This window comes from Paenirhizobium daejeonense, assembly GCF_014280875.1.
GTDB classification, from domain to species: Bacteria; Pseudomonadota; Alphaproteobacteria; order Rhizobiales; family Rhizobiaceae; genus Allorhizobium; species Allorhizobium daejeonense.
The window spans coordinates 111183-130259 of sequence record NZ_JACLAL010000001.1 but is presented as its reverse complement, the minus strand read 5'-3'; the positions used below and the strand labels follow the sequence as shown (position 1 = coordinate 130259).

16 protein-coding genes and 1 tRNA gene are annotated in these 19077 nt (G+C 60.6%); 5 read left to right on the top strand and 12 right to left on the bottom strand.

Annotation, left to right across the window (positions count from 1 at the left end; translation table 11 throughout):
• Positions 1-96 precede the first annotated feature (96 nt).
• Together H4I99_RS00555 and H4I99_RS00550 are read right to left on the bottom strand one after the other, a co-directional pair.
• Positions 97-2574: a methyl-accepting chemotaxis protein gene (locus H4I99_RS00555; RefSeq protein WP_163903642.1), complete on the bottom strand. Its 2478-nt coding sequence runs from the start codon at positions 2572-2574 to the stop codon at positions 97-99.
• Between the two features lie 234 nt (positions 2575-2808).
• Complete coding sequence (locus H4I99_RS00550; protein ID WP_163903640.1) at positions 2809-3108, bottom strand: DUF1127 domain-containing protein; 300 nt, start codon at positions 3106-3108, stop codon at positions 2809-2811.
• A 197-nt stretch (positions 3109-3305) separates the two neighbouring features.
• Between H4I99_RS00550 and H4I99_RS00545 the strand changes: the two genes are divergently transcribed.
• Positions 3306-4259, top strand: coding sequence for a LysR substrate-binding domain-containing protein (locus tag H4I99_RS00545; protein WP_163903638.1), 954 nt, complete (start codon positions 3306-3308; stop codon positions 4257-4259).
• 157 nt (positions 4260-4416) lie between these two features.
• Here H4I99_RS00545 and H4I99_RS00540 read toward each other — a convergent pair whose 3' ends face one another.
• Together H4I99_RS00540 and katG are read right to left on the bottom strand one after the other, a co-directional pair.
• Positions 4417-5049: a TetR/AcrR family transcriptional regulator gene (locus H4I99_RS00540; RefSeq protein WP_163903636.1), complete on the bottom strand. Its 633-nt coding sequence runs from the start codon at positions 5047-5049 to the stop codon at positions 4417-4419.
• A gap of 192 nt (positions 5050-5241) precedes the next feature.
• Positions 5242-7413, bottom strand: a complete 2172-nt coding sequence (gene katG / locus H4I99_RS00535) for a catalase/peroxidase HPI (protein ID WP_163903634.1) — start codon at positions 7411-7413, stop codon at positions 5242-5244.
• Positions 7414-7518: 105 nt separating this feature from the next.
• Between katG and H4I99_RS00530 the strand changes: the two genes are divergently transcribed.
• A complete protein-coding gene (locus H4I99_RS00530) occupies positions 7519-8424 on the top strand; it encodes a hydrogen peroxide-inducible genes activator (protein WP_163903632.1) in 906 nt (301 codons plus the stop codon).
• Positions 8425-8454: 30 nt separating this feature from the next.
• Here the strand turns inward: H4I99_RS00530 and adhP are convergent, their stop codons facing one another.
• The 4 genes from adhP to guaB form a co-directional block, all read right to left on the bottom strand.
• Complete coding sequence (gene adhP, locus H4I99_RS00525; RefSeq protein WP_163903630.1) at positions 8455-9480, bottom strand: alcohol dehydrogenase AdhP; 1026 nt, start codon at positions 9478-9480, stop codon at positions 8455-8457.
• Positions 9481-9676: 196 nt separating this feature from the next.
• Complete coding sequence (locus H4I99_RS00520; RefSeq protein WP_163903628.1) at positions 9677-10552, bottom strand: dienelactone hydrolase family protein; 876 nt, start codon at positions 10550-10552, stop codon at positions 9677-9679.
• Between the two features lie 110 nt (positions 10553-10662).
• Positions 10663-11079, bottom strand: a complete 417-nt coding sequence (locus H4I99_RS00515; protein WP_163903626.1) for an MAPEG family protein — start codon at positions 11077-11079, stop codon at positions 10663-10665.
• Between the two features lie 89 nt (positions 11080-11168).
• Positions 11169-12659: an IMP dehydrogenase gene (gene guaB, locus H4I99_RS00510; RefSeq protein ID WP_163903624.1), complete on the bottom strand. Its 1491-nt coding sequence runs from the start codon at positions 12657-12659 to the stop codon at positions 11169-11171.
• A 300-nt stretch (positions 12660-12959) separates the two neighbouring features.
• Between guaB and H4I99_RS00505 the strand changes: the two genes are divergently transcribed.
• Positions 12960-13271 carry a DUF1476 domain-containing protein gene (locus H4I99_RS00505; RefSeq protein ID WP_244624869.1) on the top strand — a complete coding sequence of 104 codons (312 nt, stop codon included), beginning with the start codon at positions 12960-12962 and terminating at the stop codon, positions 13269-13271.
• A 66-nt stretch (positions 13272-13337) separates the two neighbouring features.
• On the opposite strand, the gene H4I99_RS00500 is transcribed toward H4I99_RS00505, so the two are convergent.
• Positions 13338-14312: an MBL fold metallo-hydrolase gene (locus tag H4I99_RS00500; protein ID WP_163906102.1), complete on the bottom strand. Its 975-nt coding sequence runs from the start codon at positions 14310-14312 to the stop codon at positions 13338-13340.
• Between the two features lie 218 nt (positions 14313-14530).
• Here H4I99_RS00500 and H4I99_RS00495 point away from each other — a divergent pair, with 218 nt between their 5' ends.
• A complete protein-coding gene (locus H4I99_RS00495) occupies positions 14531-15940 on the top strand; it encodes an MFS transporter (RefSeq protein ID WP_163903620.1) in 1410 nt (469 codons plus the stop codon).
• 13 nt (positions 15941-15953) lie between these two features.
• Here the strand turns inward: H4I99_RS00495 and H4I99_RS00490 are convergent, their stop codons facing one another.
• The 3 genes from H4I99_RS00490 to H4I99_RS00480 are packed head-to-tail and all read right to left on the bottom strand — an operon-like array spanning position 15954 to position 18681.
• Positions 15954-16337, bottom strand: a complete 384-nt coding sequence (locus H4I99_RS00490; protein ID WP_163903618.1) for a VOC family protein — start codon at positions 16335-16337, stop codon at positions 15954-15956.
• Between the two features lie 9 nt (positions 16338-16346).
• Positions 16347-17090: an RlmE family RNA methyltransferase gene (locus H4I99_RS00485; RefSeq protein ID WP_163903616.1), complete on the bottom strand. Its 744-nt coding sequence runs from the start codon at positions 17088-17090 to the stop codon at positions 16347-16349.
• 4 nt (positions 17091-17094) lie between these two features.
• The gene (locus H4I99_RS00480) at positions 17095-18681 is read right to left on the bottom strand and encodes a Ppx/GppA phosphatase family protein (RefSeq protein ID WP_163903614.1); all 1587 of its coding nucleotides are present in this window, start codon (positions 18679-18681) and stop codon (positions 17095-17097) included.
• A 263-nt stretch (positions 18682-18944) separates the two neighbouring features.
• On the opposite strand from H4I99_RS00480, the gene H4I99_RS00475 reads away from it, so the two are divergent.
• Positions 18945-19018: transfer RNA gene (locus H4I99_RS00475), tRNA-Gln, on the top strand.
• The last annotated feature ends 59 nt before the right edge of the window (positions 19019-19077 follow it).

The following is a 19077-nucleotide window of genomic DNA, read 5'->3' as shown; positions in this document are numbered from 1 at the left end:
CCGCCCCTTTGCAGCCACTGTTGATGTCATTCAGCGCGAGATTATCGTATTGCGCACCGAGGTATGGCCGGGCTCTTCATTGCCCTGTCAACGGGCTCAGAATTCTTCCCAGCTCTCGTCCTTGCTCTTAGACCCTGTGCCCGCCTTGCCCATACCGGAGGACAGCTTGTCCAGCAGGGCGCGTGCCGGCGATGCCACGGAACGGGCGGGAGCCGGAGTGTTAGCCGATGCAAGCCGCAGCTTAGTTACCGGTTTAGCGACTGGCGCCGGTGCGGGTGCAACCGTTTCCGTGCGTCTGAAGCCGGTTTCCCGCAGGTCCGCGAAACGTTGTTCCGAAGGGATCGCGCCTTTTTCGACCGTGAACTGACCGACGAGACCCATTAGCATTTCCGCATCGCGCGACAGGCCGGTCATTTCGGCATTGGTCTGCTCGGCGGCGCGGGCGTTCTGCTGGGTCACGTCTTCCATCCGGCCGACGGCAGAGTTGATTTCCTTCAGGCTGCTCGATTGTTCGCGGGCTGCACCCGCGATGGAATGGATGTGATCGCCGATTTCGACCACCTGACCCGCGATGTCGGACAGAACCCCGCCGGCATCCCGAACGAGGCTCACGCCGCTTGATACTTCCTCTCCGGATTTGGTGATCAGCGCCTTGATGTCCTTCGCGGCGTTGGCTGAACGCTGGGCGAGTTCACGCACTTCCTGTGCGACGACGGCAAAGCCCTTGCCAGCCTCACCCGCACGGGCCGCCTCGACACCGGCGTTCAGCGCCAGAAGGTTGGTCTGGAAGGCGATTTCATCAATGACGTTGATGATCTTGGAGATCTCGCTCGAGGCATTCTCGATGCGTTCCATCGCATTGACGGCACCGCTGACGATCTGGCTGGAGCGGTCGGAATTGGCGCGCGCCTGGCTTGCGAGCTGCGAAGCGTTCTCGGCGCGGTCGGACGACTGGCGTATCGCCTCCATAATCTGACGGATCGAGGCGGACGTCTGCTCGAGTGCTGCGGCCTGCTGTTCCGTGCGGCGGGAAAGATCCGCCGTCGAGGAACCGACCTTGCCGCTCTTGCGGTTGATCTCGTTGACGTTCGAATGAACGGCGGAAACGGTGTGCGACAGCCGTTGCAGCGAGGCGTTGAAATCCACGCGCAGACGATCGAGATTACTCGACAGCGGCTTGTGAATGACCGCCGTCAGATCGCCGCTCGCCAGCCTCTGCAGGGCCGTGCCGAGCACATCGATCGCTTCCGTGAGTTCGGCCTGTTCCGCGGCCTTCTCCGCATCGCGGGAACGGCGCTCCTGATCGCCGGCCATCCGGCGACGTTCGGCATCGCTTTCCAGCTCCCGTTTCTCGATTTCAGCACGGCGGAAGACGGCAACCGAGCGCACCATATCGCCTATCTCGTCCTTCCGGTCTTCGCCCGGAAGATCGATATCGGTATTGCCACCGGCAAGGTCCTCCATGGACTTCACCAGAGCGGAGATGGGGCGGGTGAGTGTGCGCGAATAGAGGATCGCCACAATCGAACCGATCAGAATGAGGAGCCCACCGAAGGCAACCGAAACCAGGGTGGTGGTCCTGAGGTTCGCGGCGATTTCATCCTCGCCGATCAGGGCGATGACGGCCCAGCGCGTACCGGCGAATTCCAACGGGGAAGCCGCCGCATAGCTCGTCATGTCACGATAGCCTTCGACCTTGCCGGTCATTTCCTGTCCGTCAACGGCAGCCTTGACCAGTGGCGAATTGACGACAACGTGGAGCGCATCGTCCGCGGAGGTATGGATGCTGTCGTTGATGACCTCACCCTTGGTGCTGACGAGGATTGTCTCACCCGTTTCGCCCAGACCCTTCTTGTTCGAATACATCACATTGAAACGGGCATTCGGAAGCTGGTAGGCAAGGACACCGATCGCGCGGCCATTCTGCATGATCGGAGTGGCCACGAAGGATGCGGCATTGCCTCCCGAGGGACCGTAAGCCTCGAATTCCGACATAGCGATCTCGTCGCCCTTCGATTTCAAGGCCTTTTGGAACACGGTGGCCAGACCGGTATCCTTGTAGGGCCCGGTCAGCAGGTTCGTGCCGAAATCACGTTCCTTCATCACCGAGTATACGATCGTGCCGGCGGGATTGATCAGGAACAGGTCGTAATAGCCCTGGCCCTGGAGGTGCTTGAGAAAGGCAGGATGATACTGCTTGTGGGCGCGGTCGTAAGCATCCTTCTTGGCGGTGTCGAGCTTGTACTTCTCGCCTGCCGGATTCGGATTCTCGTCGATATAGCGCGTCTGCAGCTCCTTGGCCGGATCGTCGCCGAGGAAGTTCATGCCACCACTGAAGGCAAACAACGACTGTTGCGTGGTGAAGCTGGTCGAAATAGCCGAGAGGTCGAGGCGAACACCATCGAGGTAGCCTCGCGCCTCGTTACGGCGACCGTCTGCCGTGGCCTCCAGCTTCTGATAGACCTGAGCCGTCAGCGTGCGGTGTTCGAGATAAAGATTAATGGCCATGGAAGCCGAAAGGCTTACCAGGGTGAAGAGAGCGGCAGCAACAGGCAGCTTTCGCGAAATGCGCATCTGAAGGGCTCCGTGACAAGGCGGGCATAGATCGACACAATTCGTCTATGGCTGCCATATCAACGTTAGCAAGCCGTTACCTCCGCCTAAAACTTCGGCAATTGGTAGCGCTATCCACATAAAAAAGCCCGGCGAGGAACTTCCGTCGCCGGGCAAGTAAGCAGGGTTTATTGGCTATCACCCTGCGGGGATCAGTAAGGCCGGGTGAAAGTCACCCGGCAGAATCATGTTCTCTCAATCGACAGGCAGACCTCGCAGGGCGCGGCGCGCATGATTGCGCGCCGCGTGTGAAAGCTGCTGCGAAGGATCGTCCGCGATGCCGGACATGCCGAGGATCCGGTTGACTTCGGATCGGGTCAGCCCGATGTCGCGCAACTGGAAATCGTCAAGTTCGGCAAGGCAGTTCGCAGCACGTCGGTTGCGCATGGCATGCCAAACGGATCGCACCGTCACAAGGGCAGCAACCAGACGCTGAATTGGCGTTTGCCGCGGCAGGGCGATATCGAGTTCGATCATCCGTTCGGTCGTGCTCATGACAGTCTTCCTTTCGATTCGGCACGAGAAAATGCTCCCCGCTGCAACCGCAACGGAGGTGAACCATAACCATTGGAGGAGCTCGGGGCCCTTCTCCGACAAGCACTGATTTGCAGCCTGAGGATGCCGAAAGGCTATTGATCAGTCCAACGAATGTTTCTAATAGTTATCATCAAGTCGTCTTATGGATTGTTCCCATGTCTGCACCCCTCGATATCGACCAGCTTCAAACGTTCATAGCGATCGTGGATACGGGCAGCTTCACCAAGGCAGCCGCGCGTGTCTTCAAGACGCAATCGGCGGTCTCGATGCAGATGCGTCGGCTCGAAGAGCGGATCGGCAAGCAGCTCTTCATAAAGGACGGCCGCGGCAACCGACTGTCGGCCGAAGGCGACAAGCTTCTGAATTACGCGCGGCGGATCATCCGTCTGAATAGCGAGGCGATTGCGGCCTTCGACGACAACCGCCTCGAGGGAACGCTCAGGATCGGCACGCCGGACGACTATGCCGACCGATACATGCCGGAAATCATCGGCCGCTTTGCCAAGACCCATCCCAATGTCGAGCTCTATATCGTCTGCGAACCGTCTGCGGATCTTTCGGAGAAGATGTCGAAAGGTGAACTCGATATTGCGCTGGTGACCCATAACCCGCAGCTGCGCCAGTCCGACGTGGTGCGGACGGAACCGCTCTGCTGGGTTGGCTCGGCCAACCATCCGCTGAAAGATGACGCGCCCGTGCCGCTTGCCGTCGGACGGCGTGACTGCCAGTGGCGCCAGCTTGCCTGCTCGGCGCTCGATGCGGACGGGCGCGAATACCAGATCCTGTTCACCAGTTGGTCGTCTACCGTCGTTGCGTCGGCAGTCCTCGCCGGCATGGCCGTCTCCATACTGCCGGAATCGGCGCTAAGAACCGGCATGAAGGTACTGACCCAAGCCGACGGCTTCCCCCCGCTCCCCCCGGTACAGATCGGCATCATGAAGCGGCCCGGCCTTTCGAGCTCGCTGATGAACGCGATCACCGATCACATCACTGCCTGCCTCGACAACATCACGCCCGCCAATGTCGAAGATGATCTCGACGGCGATGTAAAAACCTATCCGCGTTACTATCCGCGCCTGCGTGCCGGCCACATGATTCCCGGCTGGTAAGGCCGGGAGACCGCCAGCAAGTCTGCCACCCGGTCGTGGCTGTGTTACGGAGATCTAGAGCATTTGCGGCGAAAACGGGGGCGCCTACAATGCTCTAACCTTTTGTTTTTACGCAATTCCTCACGCAAAGCCGGTTCCCACTTTTGCCGGAATTGCTCTAGCCGTCGAACTCGAAAAGGGTTCGGGCGCCCATGGCTTTCCATTCGGCAAGGTATTTCTGCGCGCTTGCCTCATCGCGCACCATGGCAAAGCGGGCGAGCGCACCGCTAAGATAAAGCACCATATGAACACGCAGTCGAAAGACTTCCAGGTGCTTTTGATCAACAAGATGGTGTAGCGCAGCGACAACGATGTCGGTCAAACGATCGAGATGCGCAAGGTTGAGCACCTGAAAATCGCGGTCCGTCATACCCGCCATCCAGACAGACAGATAGGTGCGGTCGGCCCGGTAGATCTTGTAGAAATCATCGAAAAGCCGCGACAGCATATCGATCGCCTGGGCGGTCGATTTGACATCGGGAAAAGCTGCGGTCGCGTGCTCCTGCACCACCGTCGTATGGCGATCGTGAAAGGCCCTGATAATCGCGGCTTTTTCCGGGAAGAACTGGTAGAGGGAACCGACCGGCACGCCAGCGCGAGCCGCTATATCGGTCATCTTGAGATTGGCGACACCGTGCTCGGCGATGAGGTCGACAGCGGCTTCCATGATAGCATCCAGACGCTGGATGCTACGCTCCTGCTGCGGCTTCTTTCGCAACTGAAGCCGGCTGCTGATTTTCTTCGACGTCATCTTCCCGTCCCTGACCCGCTTCCGGCCCATAAGCCGGCATCAGGCCACATAGACGAGGTTCTATGCGCTTTTCCCTAAAAGAAAAGAACGCAATTTAACCGTAGGCGGAAAAACAAAACCGGAGCCGCAGCAACTGTGTCGCTGCGGCTCCGGATGTCACATGTGACACGGTCAAGCGTCACCCAGCCCCGATCAGGTGAGATCGAAACGATCCGCGTTCATCACCTTGGTCCAGGCCGCCACGAAATCGCGCACAAACTTCTCCTTATTGTCGTCCTGGGCATACACTTCCGCATAGGCGCGCAGGATGGAATTCGAACCGAGCACGAGATCCACGCGGGAGGCCGTGTATTTCGCCGCACCGGTCTTGCGGTCGCGGATGTCGTAAGAGTTGCTGCCGGTCGGGACCCAGGAATAGGCCATGTCCGTCAGCGTCGTGAAGAAGTCGGTGGTCAGCGCTCCGACGCGATCGGTGAATACACCGTGCTTCAAGTCGCCATAATTGGCGCCGATCACCCGCAGACCGCCGATCAAAACCGTGAGTTCCGGAGCGGTGAGCCCCATCAACTGGGCGCGATCAAGCAACATTTCTTCAGGGCTGACAACATAGTCCTTCTTCTGCCAGTTGCGGAAGCCGTCGGCGAGTGGCTCGAGCACCGCGAAGCTATCCACATCGGTCTGCTCGGCCGTGGCATCGCCGCGACCCGGCGAAAACGGAACCTCGACATCGAACCCGGCGGCTTTTGCCGAGAGTTCGACACCGACATTGCCAGCGAGCACGATCACGTCAGCGACGCTGGCCCCGGTCTCCGCCGCAATGCCTTCAAGAATGGCCAGCACCTTTGCCAGACGCTCGGGCTCGTTACCTTCCCAATCCTTTTGCGGGGCGAGGCGAATGCGAGCGCCGTTTGCGCCGCCGCGCTTGTCGGAACCACGGAAGGTGCGAGCACTATCCCAGGCAGTGGCCACCATCTCGCCGGTAGTAAGACCGCTGTTGATGATCTTGGCCTTGACGGCTACGACATCATAATCCGTGCGGCCTGCCGGAATGGGATCCTGCCAGATCAGGTCTTCAGCAGGCACATCCGGGCCGAAATAACGCGATTTCGGGCCGACATCACGATGGGTCAGCTTGAACCAGGCGCGGGCGAAGACGTCGGAGAAGTGGTCCTGATCGTCCTTGAACTTCAACGAAATCTCACGATAGATCGGATCGACCCTGAGCGCCATGTCGGCATCAGTCATCATCGGATTGCGGCGGATCGACGGATCCTCCACGTCGACCGGACGCTCCTGTTCAGCAATCGCAATCGGTTCCCACTGGTGCGCGCCGGCAGGGCTGGTCACCAGATGCCATTCATGCTCGAAAAGCATCTTGAAGTAGCCGTTGTCCCACTTGGTCGGTTCGGTGGTCCAGGCGCCTTCGAGACCGGACACGACGGTGTCACGGCCGATACCGCGGCCGTGGGTGTTCAACCAGCCAAGCCCCTGGAACTCCGGACCGGCCGCTTCCGGATCCGGGCTTAGGTTGGCCGCGCTGCCATTGCCGTGGCATTTGCCAATCGTGTGGCCGCCGGCGGTGAGCGCCACGGTTTCCTCGTCGTTCATGCCCATGCGGGCGAAGGTCTCGCGCATCTGAGCAGCGGTGGCGAGTGGATCGGACTTGCCGTTGACACCTTCCGGGTTGACGTAGATGAGGCCCATCTGCACAGCGGCGAGCGGATTTTCGAGGGTCTCCGGTTTGGTCACGTCGCCGTAACGACCGTCGCTCGGCGCCAGCCATTCCTTCTCTTCACCCCAGTAGGTGTCTATTTCCGGATGCCAGATATCCTCGCGACCGAAGGCAAAACCAAAGGTCTTCAGGCCGGCAACATCATAGGCGATCGTGCCGGCGAGCGCGATAAGATCGGCCCAGGAGATCTTGTTGCCGTACTTCTTCTTGATCGGCCACAACAGGCGACGGCCCTTGTCGGTATTGACGTTGTCCGGCCAGGAATTGAGCGGCGCGAAGCGCTGATTGCCGGTGTTGGCGCCACCGCGACCGTCGGTGACGCGGTAGGAGCCTGCGGCATGCCAAGTAACACGTGCCATCATGCCGACATAGCTGCCCCAATCAGCCGGCCACCATTCCTGGCTATCCAGCATCAGCGCACGCAGGTCGGCCTTGAGTGCCTCGACATCGAGCTTCTTAAGCTCTTCACGATAGTTGAAGTCCTTGCCGAGCGGATTGGTCTTGGTGTCGTGCTGGTGCAGGATATCGAGGTTCAGCGCATTCGGCCACCAGTCCATCACGGATTTGCCCGTTGCGGTATTGCCACCATGCATTACCGGACATTTGCCCGCGGGTTTCACATGCTCGTTCATTCCGACCTCCTGTTTTTTTGTGAACGCCTTATGGGGTCACATTCGGCGAAAACTTCGATAATCTCCAATTGTCTTTTTTGGATCTTTCGATAAGAAATTCCTATCATGCTGACCATCCGACAAATGCGCTATTTCGAAGCCCTTGCCACCACCCTGCACTTTGGCCGGGCGGCGGAAATGGTGCATGTCAGCCAGCCGGCGCTGTCGGCGCAGATCATGGAAATGGAAAAGCATCTGGGCGTAACGCTGATTGAGCGCACCCGGTCCGGAACACTGCTGACACGGAAGGGGTTGGAGGTTCTCGGCCACATCCGCTCGATACTGGCGGGCGTCGACCGGCTGGAGGAGGCGGCGCGATATGGCTCAGGAACCCTCGACGGACTGCTCAGGCTCGGCATCATTCCGACAGTCGCGCCCTATCTGGTCCCGAAACTCGTGCCGTTCCTGAGGCGGGCGCATCCGCTTATCGAACTGGAACTGAAGGAAGCGGTGACCGGCAGACTGGTGAACGACCTCTCGGAAGGCAAGCTCGACGCGATCATCGCAGCACTGCCAATCGAGGCCGATAACGTCGTCAGCAAATCGCTCTTCACCGACCGCTTCTACATGGCCATGGCCGACAACGAAAGCGACGTGCTCCTGTCTCCGATGACCGAAACGGAGGTCGATCCGGAACGACTACTGCTGCTGGAAGAAGGCCACTGCCTGCGCGATCAGGCGCTTTCGGTTTGCAAGGCGGCGAACAAACGCAGCCTCGTCAATTTCGGCGCGACGTCGATGACCACGCTTTTGCAGATGGTGTCACACGATATGGGCCTGACCCTCATCCCGGAAATGGCAATAGAGACCGAAACCGCCCGCAATGCTATCCGCATCGTGCCCTTCGCCGATCCGCAACCATCCCGCGAAATCGGCCTGATCTGGCGTCGGTCCAGTCCACGACGGGCCGACATGGAAGCTCTGGCGGAGGCCATCGTGGCAAGTCACGAAAACGAAAAAGGCCGCGCATAACACGCGGCCCTCTGTTCAAACGAAGAACAATCAGGCGAGATCGAGGACGATGCGGCCGTCGATTTTGCCTTCTTCCATGCGATGGAAGATATCGTTGATGTTCTCGATCTTGTCCCAGGAAAAATGAGACTTCACCTTGCCTTCGCCGGCGAAGACCAGGGACTCCTCAAGATCCTGACGCGTGCCGACGATGGAACCGCGCACCGTGATGCGCTTCAGAACGGTGTCGAAGACCGGCAGCGAAATAAAGCCCGGCGGCAGACCAACCAGCGCCATCGTGCCTTTAGAGCGCAGGAAGCCATAAGCCTGTTCCATGGCCTTGGGAGAGACGGCGGTGACGAGCGCACCATGCACACCTCCTGTTGCCTTCTGTACCTGAGCAATGGCATCAGCATCACGGCCGTTGACCGTCACATCAGCGCCAAGTTCCCTGGCAAGCTTCAGCTTCTCATCGAAGATATCGGCGGCAACGACATGCATGCCCATGGCCTTGGCGTACTGAACGGCCATATGGCCGAGACCGCCGATGCCGGAAATGACCACCCATTCGCCGGGGCGAACTTCGGTTTCCTTGAGGCCCTTGTAGACAGTGACGCCAGCGCAAAGGACCGGGGCAGCCGGGCCGAATTCCAGATTGGCCGGAAGCATACCGACGAAATCAGGATCGGCGAGACCATACTGGGCAAACGTGCCATTGACGGAATAGCCGGTGTTCTGCTGGCTGCCGCACAGGGTTTCCCAACCGGTGCGGCAAGGCGTGCAGCAGCCGCAAGCGGTGTGGAGCCAAGGAACGCCGACGCGGTCGCCTTCCTTGATGCGGGTGACGCCGGCACCGAGCTTGGCGACGTAACCCACACCTTCATGACCCGGAATGAACGGCGGATTGGGCTTAACCGGCCAGTCGCCGTTGGCAGCATGCAGGTCGGTGTGGCAAACGCCGGTAGCCTCGTATTTAACGAGGATCTGTCCGGGGCCCGGTTCGGGGATAGCGACCTCCTCGATCACCAGAGGCTTGCCGAACTCCCGCACCACGGCGGCCTTCATCATAGATGCCATATCGATCTCCCTGGTAGATGACTTTGGATTGAACTCACATTCAGCCGCGCAACGTGACGACCGCGAAGCTGGAGGGAAGCTAGCCCAAACCGCCTATGCATTTCTTGATCCGCATCAAGCCGAAGACCGAAATCGAAAACCCGGCGTCGCACATCTGCGACAGCCGGAAGCTGCAAACGATGCTGCACCGCAACGTTCAGGCAAGGTATTTTTTCAGGAACGGCACGGTGCGTGACCAAGCGAGATCGGCCGCCGCCTTGTTGTAACGGGCAGCCGAGGAATCGTTATTGAAGGCGTGATTTGCGCCTTCATAAATGTGGATTTCGAAGGTCTTGCCATCCCTCTCCAGGGCTGCCCTGTAGGCCTCGATACCGCCATTGACCCTTTCATCCAGGCCCGCATAGTGCAGCAAAAGAGGCGCCTTGATCTTCGCAACGTCTTCCGCAGGCGGCTGCATGCCATAATAGGCAACCCCTGCCCCGAGTTCCGGCGAGGCGACGGCCAGCCGGTTGACCAGCCCCCCGCCCCAGCAGAAGCCGATGGCGCCGACCTTGCCGTTCACCTTGTCGTGGCTTGCGAGGAACGCGCGCGTCGCTTCGGCATTGGCGACGGTCGCCGCCATGTCCAGCTTCGAAAACATCTCGCGCGCCTGATCCTCGTTTTCCGGCGTACCGCCCTGCGGCGAGAGGAAATCGGGAGCCAGCGCCACGAAACCTTCGAGCGCCATCCGGCGGGCGACATCGCGAATATGCGGATTGAGGCCGCGGTTTTCATGGATGACGATCACACCCGGCAACTTGCCGGCGGCATCCTTCGGGATTGCCAGATAGCCCTTCATCTCGCCAGAAGCCTCGGGATAGGTGACATCCTGCGTCACCAGCCGCGTGTCATCGTCCGCAACCATGGCGGCATTGGCCTTGCTGGCTGCGAGCATGGGGGCGATCGCCACCGCGGCAGCGCCGGATCCGGCCAGCATGGTCAGCTTTTCCATGAACCGGCGCCGGTCGAGCGTCAGGTGGGTGTATTCGTCATAGGCGTCGATCATCGCCTGTGTGATCTTCGGCGTGTTCATGGGATCTCCTCCTCAGTCGTATCATCAGCCGCACGAATTCTCGTGCCTGAATGAATGATAGGAGCCCCGAACGATGGGCCAAGACACATGCGCGTGAGCGCCGGTCACTTTTAAGAGGTCGCCATCCAGACGGCGAGCCAGATCCACATTCCGCCAAGAGCAAGAAAGCCGGCCATAAACGCGGGAAAACGCAGCGCCATGCGATTGCTGGTCACGTGCACGGCCGCATGGGCATAGCGCGTGGCAACGAAGATCCAGGCGAGGACGACTGACACCAGATTGTCCGCCTCGGCGATGAACAGAAGAATGCAGCAGATATAGAAGAGAACCGGCAGTTCGAACTGGTTGGCGATACAGTTGCGGACCGACAGCGTTTCCGGCGGATCGTTACGGCCCCAGCGCATCGTCTCTTCGTCGAGACGACCTTCCCGCCGCAAACGCTGACGGCGCAGGCGCAGCAATCCGTAAAGACCGTAAACAAGGAAGACTTGGGCGAGAATGGGCCAGAAAATCTGGAAGCCTGTCATTGAAGACATCTCCGTCCGCGGCAAAATGCATAAAACATGAATAGGGAGAGACGGCCGGAATTATCCGGCCGTCCATGAAACGGAAGCGATCAGGCTGCGCCCGGATAGTTCGGGCTTTCGCGGGTGATGGTCACGCCATGCGGATGGCTTTCGCGGAGACCGGCGCCGGAGATGCGCACGAAGGTCGCCTTCTCCTGGAAATCCTTGATGTCGTGACCGCCGACATACCCCATGGCAGCCTTCAGACCGCCTGCGAGCTGGTGCAGCACGGCCGAAACCGGACCCTTGTAGGGAACCTGCCCCTCGATGCCTTCCGGAACGAGCTTCAGCGTGTCGCGCACTTCCGCCTGGAAGTAACGGTCAGCGGAGCCGCGCGCCATGGCGCCGACGGAACCCATGCCGCGATATGCCTTGAAGGAGCGGCCCTGATAGAGATAGACCTCGCCTGGGCTTTCATCCGTGCCGGCAAGCAGCGAGCCCACCATGACGGCCGAAGCACCGGCGGCAATCGCCTTGGCCAGATCGCCGGAGAACTTGATGCCGCCGTCGGCGATGACCGGAATGCCGTGCTTTTCGGCTTCTTCGACCGAGGCCATGACGGCTGCGAGCTGCGGCACGCCGACACCGGCGACGACGCGGGTGGTGCAGATCGAGCCCGGACCGATACCGACCTTGATGCCATCGGCACCGGCGTCAATCAGGGCGCGAGTGCCGGCGCCGGTCGCGACGTTGCCGGCGATGATGCGAACCGAGTTCGACATCTTCTTTACGATCGAAACGGCATCCAGAACCTTCTGGGAATGACCATGGGCGGTATCGACGACGATGACGTCGACACCCGCATCGATCAGCCGTTCGGCGCGTTCGCGACCATCGTCACCGGTCGAGATGGCAGCGGCGACGCGCAGGCGACCATGAAGGTCCTTGACGGCGTTCGGGTTGAGCTGCGACTTCTCGATGTCCTTGACGGTGATGAGGCCGATGCAGCGACCGTCATTATCGACCACCAGCAGCTTTTCGATGCGGTGGGAATGCAGGAGGCGCTTGGCTTCGCTCTGCTCGACGCCGTCGCGCACGGTGACGAGGTTTTCCTTCGTCATCAGTTCATGGATCTTCTGGGAATGGTCAGAAGCGAAGCGCACGTCGCGGTTGGTCAGGATGCCGACGAGACGACCGGGGCGGCCACCGTTCTCAACGACCGGGATGCCGGAAATGCCATGCGCCTTCATCAGCGCCAGCGCTTCGGCAAGCGTTGCGTCTGGGCCGATCGTCACCGGATTGACGACCATGCCGCTTTCGAATTTCTTGACCTGACGGACTTCCTCGGCCTGCTCGATCGGGGTCAGGTTACGGTGAATGACGCCAAGCCCCCCGGCCTGGGCCATGGCGATGGCGAGACGGCTTTCGGTGACCGTATCCATGGCGGAGGAAAGGATCGGCAGCGAAAGGTCGATGTCCTTTGCTATCCGGGTTGCGATGTTGGTCTGACCCGGCATGATCTCGGAGTGCCCGGGCTGCAGGAGGACGTCGTCGAAGGTGAGCGCTTCCGCGCCGGTTGCCGAGGTTACGATGCGTGCCATTGCCAATTCCTTCGGTTGAATAGGCAGAATCCTCCGGGAAAGGGGTGTCTCCCCCGGACGCTCCTGCATGAAATGCTTGGAAGTTGGCGAGGGCTGGTAACACGTTCATGACAGGAAGGGAATAGGAAAACCTCGACCGACGCGCATTGCAGACCTGCAAAACAGCAAACGCAGCATCGGATGGGCGATTTTGGTGCATTGCGAAAGATTTTACCGATTTTCCAAACCGACCTTGAAAGGTCTCTCCGTATGATCGCTGCAGGTTCAAGAACGGGCCTGGGGAAACAAGGGGTGAATACGATGAACAACCTGCAGCAGCGCGCCCGCGCATTCGAAGATCAATATGCACACCAGCAGGAAATGCTGTTCAAGGCGGAAGTCCGCCGCAACGTCATGATCGGCAAGTGGGCTGCGGAAGCGATGGGCCGCACCGATGGCGAATCCTATGCCCGCGAACTGGCGCTAACCCAGGTGAACGAACCTCACCGGCTGCTGGAGCGCCTGCGTCATGACTTCGAAGCGGCTGGCGTCGAGGTGAAGGAAAGCGAAATCCAGACCCGGATGCTAGAAATGCTGCATCAGGCAGCAGACGAACTGCACAATCAGGGTTAAGCCCTCACGACGGTTTCGTTCGGAGATTCAGGCCGGATCAACTCCGGCCCGAATACCGTTCAGCATTCAGATGTCGAACTGATAGGCCTTGGGCACGAAACGGTAACCCGTATCGATCTTTTCGACATAGCCGACGGCAGGAAAAGGCATGTGGTAGCCTAGGAACGCCAGGCGATCCGCCGCCGCCATGTCGAATACGCGCTTGCGGGTCGCGGCAGCCGCGGCCTTATCCATGTCGAACTTGACCTCCCAATCCGGACGCTGGAGCGACAGCACGAAATGGTTCGCCGTATCCGCTGTCAGGAGCAGTTGGCGCCCCTCCGATTCGAGCCGGTAGATCATGTGGCCCGGTGAATGGCCGAACGCAGCCTCGGCGGTGATGCCCGTGACGACGGAGGCCCCGTCCTCCACGAAGGTCGTCTTCTCGGCGAGCGGCTGCACACTGGCGAGCACACCCTTGTGCCCGTTTTCAGCAGGCGTTCCGACGCGAGCCGAATCGACCCAGAAATCATATTCCGTCCGTCCTGTCACATAGCGCGCATTCGGGAAGGCCGGCTTGCCGCCTTCCATCAGGCCACCGATGTGATCGCCGTGCATGTGAGTAAGCACGACGATGGAGACGTCTTTCGGCTTGTAACCGGCAGAAGCCAGCCCCTCAACCAAACGTCCGCCGCCCTTGGCCCGGGCACCCTCTCCGAGGCCGGTATCGAACAGAACGACATCCGAGCCGGTATTGACGAGTACGGGCGAGAAGCTGTTGACGAACCGGTCCTTCGGCAGGAAATTCCGGTCGAGCAGTTCTCCGACAGTCTCCGGCGACTGATCCGTCCCGAACGTTTCTCCGGGTGCTCCGGAGGGCATTGCACCGTCCTTGACCACGACGACCTCGAAGCTACCGAGCTTGAACCCATGGGTGTCCGGCAACAATGCACGATCGGCCTTCGTCGGCGTTTCGGTCTGCGCCACCGCCGCGCGGGTCATGATCATCGGGGCAGCCAGGGCCGCGAACCCTGCGCTACCAAGCAATACGCGCCTGTTCATTGCTGTCATTACCCACTCCTCTTTCAAGCGATCCGCTCTCAAACGATCCATGGAGCCGCCGGATGACGGCCATTCGGGCAAAATAGGCAATCCTGTCGTTCAGGAAACCGGCCTCACGCAGACGTGATCCGACGTGCGGCAACACCATTGGCAGACGCCTCCGCTCCGGCTAAAAAGGCATCGCTTGGCCCTCCCCCGCCGCGCAGGATTCCCACCTGATGAACCGCATCACCCCGCTCATTCTCGCCGTTGCGCTCTTCATGGAGCAGATGGACTCGACGGTGATTTCCACGGCGCTGCCGGCGATTGCGACCGACCTTGGCGTCGGCCCGATCACGCTGAAGCTGGCGCTTACCTCCTATATGGTGGCGCTTGCGATCTTCATTCCCGTCAGTGGATGGATGGCGGACCGCTACGGGGCGAAGAAGATCTTCCGCGCGGCCATCCTCGTCTTCATCGCCGGCTCCATACTGTGCGCGACCTCTCAGTCACTCATCGCCTTCGTTGGCGCCCGCTTCCTGCAGGGTATGGGCGGAGCGATGATGACGCCCGTCGGACGTCTCGTACTGCTTCGGACAACAAAGCGTAGCGAACTCGTCTCCGCCATGGCGCTCCTGACCATTCCGGCCCTTGTCGGCCCACTGACCGGTCCGCCGATCGGCGGCTTCATCACCACCTATTTCAGCTGGCAGTGGATCTTCCTGATCAATGTGCCAATCGGTTTCGCTGGGGTGTGGCTGTCCACGGTCTATCTCCCGGAAGTACCGCCGACCTCAACCTCGGCAATAGACCTCAAGGGTTTCGTCTATATGGCACTCGCCACCTCGGGCGTGGTGTTCGGCCTCTCCGTCGTCAGTCTGCCGGCACTGCCGCTGCAGGTCGGCTTTGGCGCAGTCGCCATCGGGATCATCAGCGGCATTCTCTACGTGCAGCACGCGAAGCGTCATCCCGCGCCGCTGCTCAACCTCGGACTCTTCCGCAACCGGGCCTTCCGCGCCTCGATCACCGGCGGTACGATCTTCCGCATCTCGACCGGTGCCGTGCCCTTCCTCATGCCGTTGATGCTGCAGCTCGGCTTCGGCATGACGCCCTTCCAGTCCGGTCTCATCACCTTCATCGGGGCAATCGGCGCGATCACCACCAAGTTCATGGCACGGCGCGTCTTTGCCGCGGCCGGCTTTCGTAGCGTGCTGATCGTCGCGGCACTCGGCGGTGCCACGATGACGGCAGCCAATTCCTTCTTCTCGCCCGGCACGCCCCATTACGTGATCATGGGCTTTCTGCTTGTCGCAGGCTTCTGCCGCTCATTCTTCTTCACCGGCGTCAATTCGCTGGGTTATGCCGATATCGAGGATGAGCAGGCCAGCCAGGCGACCTCCATGAGTTCGGTCATGCAGCAGGTCAGCCTCGCGCTTGGCGTCGCCGTCGCGGCCGCCATTCTCGAGGCCAATATCGCACTTCACGGGCGGGAGCTGTCGCTTGTGGACTTCCACCTTGCCTTCGCGGTCGTCGCAGCGCTCTCGCTTCTGGCGGTGATCCCCTTCATCGGGCTGGCCCGCGATGCAGGCTCCGCCGTATCAGGTCATCGCCGGCCAGCAGATGTGGGCGAGGACATCCCCGTCAAATAAAGCTCAGTCCGTTTTATTCCGGCCGTTCGCAGACGGCGGAAAGCTTGTTGCCATCGGGATCGCGCACATAGGCCGCGTAGAAATGCGCGTGAAAAGGCCTGAGACCCGGTGGGCCGTCATCCGTGCCGCCATTGGCCAGGGCTTCGGCATAAAACGCACCGACCGCTGCACGGGTCATCGCTTCCAACGCGACCATAGAACCATTGCCACGGGTCGCGGGCTTCTGGTCAAAAGGTTTTGTTACCCAGAGACGGCAGCGCACATCGTCATCCGCGCCGTAACCCGCCTCAACCGCATCCGTCCGCTTGCGCTTCAGGCCAAGCGGGGCGAGTGCGGCATCATAGAAAGGGATGGCGCGGGCGAGATCATTGGTGCCGATCGTGACATAAAGCAGCATGGCGGCGGCTCATTCCTCGGCTTCAACCGTCTCGTCTTCCGCATCCCGCGTTTCGGACGCGCGGCGCCCCTTGAAGCCCTTGGCCAGCAGGAACATTTCCACCGATTCGGCACGCGACGACCCCGGCTTCACATGAACGACCTGACGGAAATTCTGCTTCAGCATGGTGAGCAGTTCCTTTTCCGTGCCGCCCTGGAAGGTCTTCGCCAGGAAATGGCCACCTTCGGCCAGCACCTCCACGGCGAAATGGGCGGCGACTTCGCAGAGATGCATGGTGCGCAGATGGTCCGTCTTCTGGTGGCCGGTCGTCGGGGCCGCCATGTCGGAGATGACGAGGTTGGGTGTGCCGCCAACGGCTTCGATCAGCTTCTGCGGCGCATCGGGATCGAGAAAGTCGAGTTGCAGAACCTTGACACCCGGAAGGGGCGCCATCTCAAGGAAGTCGATCGCGGCGACGCGGATGTCCTCATCGGTCGAACCGGTCACGTTGGCTGCAATCTGCGACCAGCTTCCGGGAGCGGCACCCAGGTCGATAACGCGCCTCGCGCCCTTGAGAATCTGGTGCTTCTCGTCAATCTCGAGCAGCTTGAAGGCGGCGCGCGCACGGTAACCCTCCAGCTTCGCCCGCTGCACATAGGGATCGTTGATATGGCGTTCGAGCCAGCGGCGGGACGAGGCCTTGAGCTTGCCCTTCTTGACCTTCTGGCCGAGCTTGCGGCCAGTACGGTTGCCGCCCACGGGTGGTTTGGTCATTGCGTCAGCGCTCCTTATGGGGCCGGCGCGGACGGCCTCGCCGCCACACTCCGTCATCGGCCATCATGTCTGTCAGCAGTCCTTCCCTCAAGCCCCGGTCGGCAACGCGCATGCGGCTCGATGGCCAGCGACGGCGGATCGCCTCCAGAATGGCGCAGCCGGCCAGCACCAGATCGGCACGGTCCGGGCCAATGCACGGGTTGGCGGCGCGTCCCGCATAGTCCCATGACAAAAGCTTTGCCTGCATGGCCGAAACCTCGGCATCCGAAAGCCACAGACCATCCACCTTGCGGCGGTCGTAACGGGGAAGATCGAGATGGACACCGGCAAGCGTCGTCACCGTTCCGGACGTGCCGATCAAATGGAAACCATCCTCACCCGCATTCGACCCCGACGCCGGCGGGCAATCGAACCGCTCCAGCATTCCCTGCACTTCCTGTATCATCGCCTCGAAGACGACAGGCGTGACATCCTTGCCGCCATGACGCTCAGACAGGGTAACCACGCCGACGGGCAGCGATGTCCAGTGGGTGATGTGATTGGCCAGACGGCTCGAACGATTCTCACCGATGCGAATGACCGCGATCTCGGACGAGCCGCCGCCGATATCGAAGAGTACGACCGAACGCGCCTCGCGGCCGACCAGAGAAGAGCAACCGGATACGGCAAGCCGCGCTTCCGTCTCACGGTTGATGATTTCGAGCTCAAGCCCGGTCTCGACCGTCACGCGCGCCAGGAATTCCTCGCCATTTTCAGCAGCGCGGCAGGCTTCGGTCGCAATCAGCCGCATCCGCCTGATCTGGCGGCCCGCAAGTTTACCCGCGCAGACGCGCAGCGCCTCGACGGCGCGGTCCATAGCTTCAGCCGAAAGCCGACCATTGGCCGCAAGCCCTTCCCCGAGACGAACGATGCGCGAGAAGGCATCGACCACGCGAAACTGGCCCGGACGGGTGGGCTGGGCGATCAGCAGGCGGCAATTGTTGGTGCCGAGATCAAGCGCGGCGTAGAGATCATCCGGCCATTGCTCATGGCCTGACGTTCCCCGTCCTCGTTCCGTCTGGTGCTGCGGATTGCGACGGTTACCGTGATGGTGGTGATCGCCGGAGTGATGCGGACGGGGATGATGATGCGGCTGGGCAGGCGCCGCTTCCGGCGTCGCCTGCCGGGCGGACGTGGCCTGCGGCTGCGCGCCGGCAGGAGCCAACGGCCGCACATGCGGACCACGACGGTTGCGGCTTCGACGACGCTTCTTGCCCGCACGGCCATCGGCGGCGAGTGCATCATGCGTCGTGTTTTTGTCGGAAGAGGTTTTCTCGACCACTTGCGCTGCAATCGCCTCGGGCCCTTTATGGCCCGAACGATTCCGCCGACGCTTCTTGCGCTTGCGAACGGGGCCATCGGCCGCGTCGATATCGGAACGTCGCGTAGCAGCCGCCTGATGCGCAGCATGCTCCAAAGCCTGAGAGACAGCACCCGCCTGCGGCGCTGCACCCCTTTTGGCCTTGCCGCGCCGGCGGGAACCCCCACCTTTGCGCTTACCCGTCGACGCCCCCTCGCTTGGCGGCCTCTGGCCGCGATCGGGGTCTGTCACTGTCTTGCCCATCGCGCCGCGCAAAGGCTCCGACCTTGGCCGAAGTCATGCTGCAGGCGTCTTTTCGATTTTCGTTGGTAAAATGATATCAGCGAGCAGCCCATTAGCCAAACTGTTTTTACCACTGTTTCGAACAGCTTGCCCCCGCGCTCTGAGCTCATGTCATTTTTTTGCAAAGTTTTTTCAAAACGGGTATTTGCAAGCAGCAATCTTTTTGGTTATAAGCCCGCTCACCGACGGACGCCCAAGGCGCTTCGCTCCGTTGGGGAATAGTTCAATGGTAGAACAGCGGACTCTGACTCCGTCGATCTTGGTTCGAATCCAGGTTCCCCAGCCAATTCTCCCTAAAAGCCCTTAATTCCTTGATTTTCCAGTCGCGCCGGATATCGTTTTGGC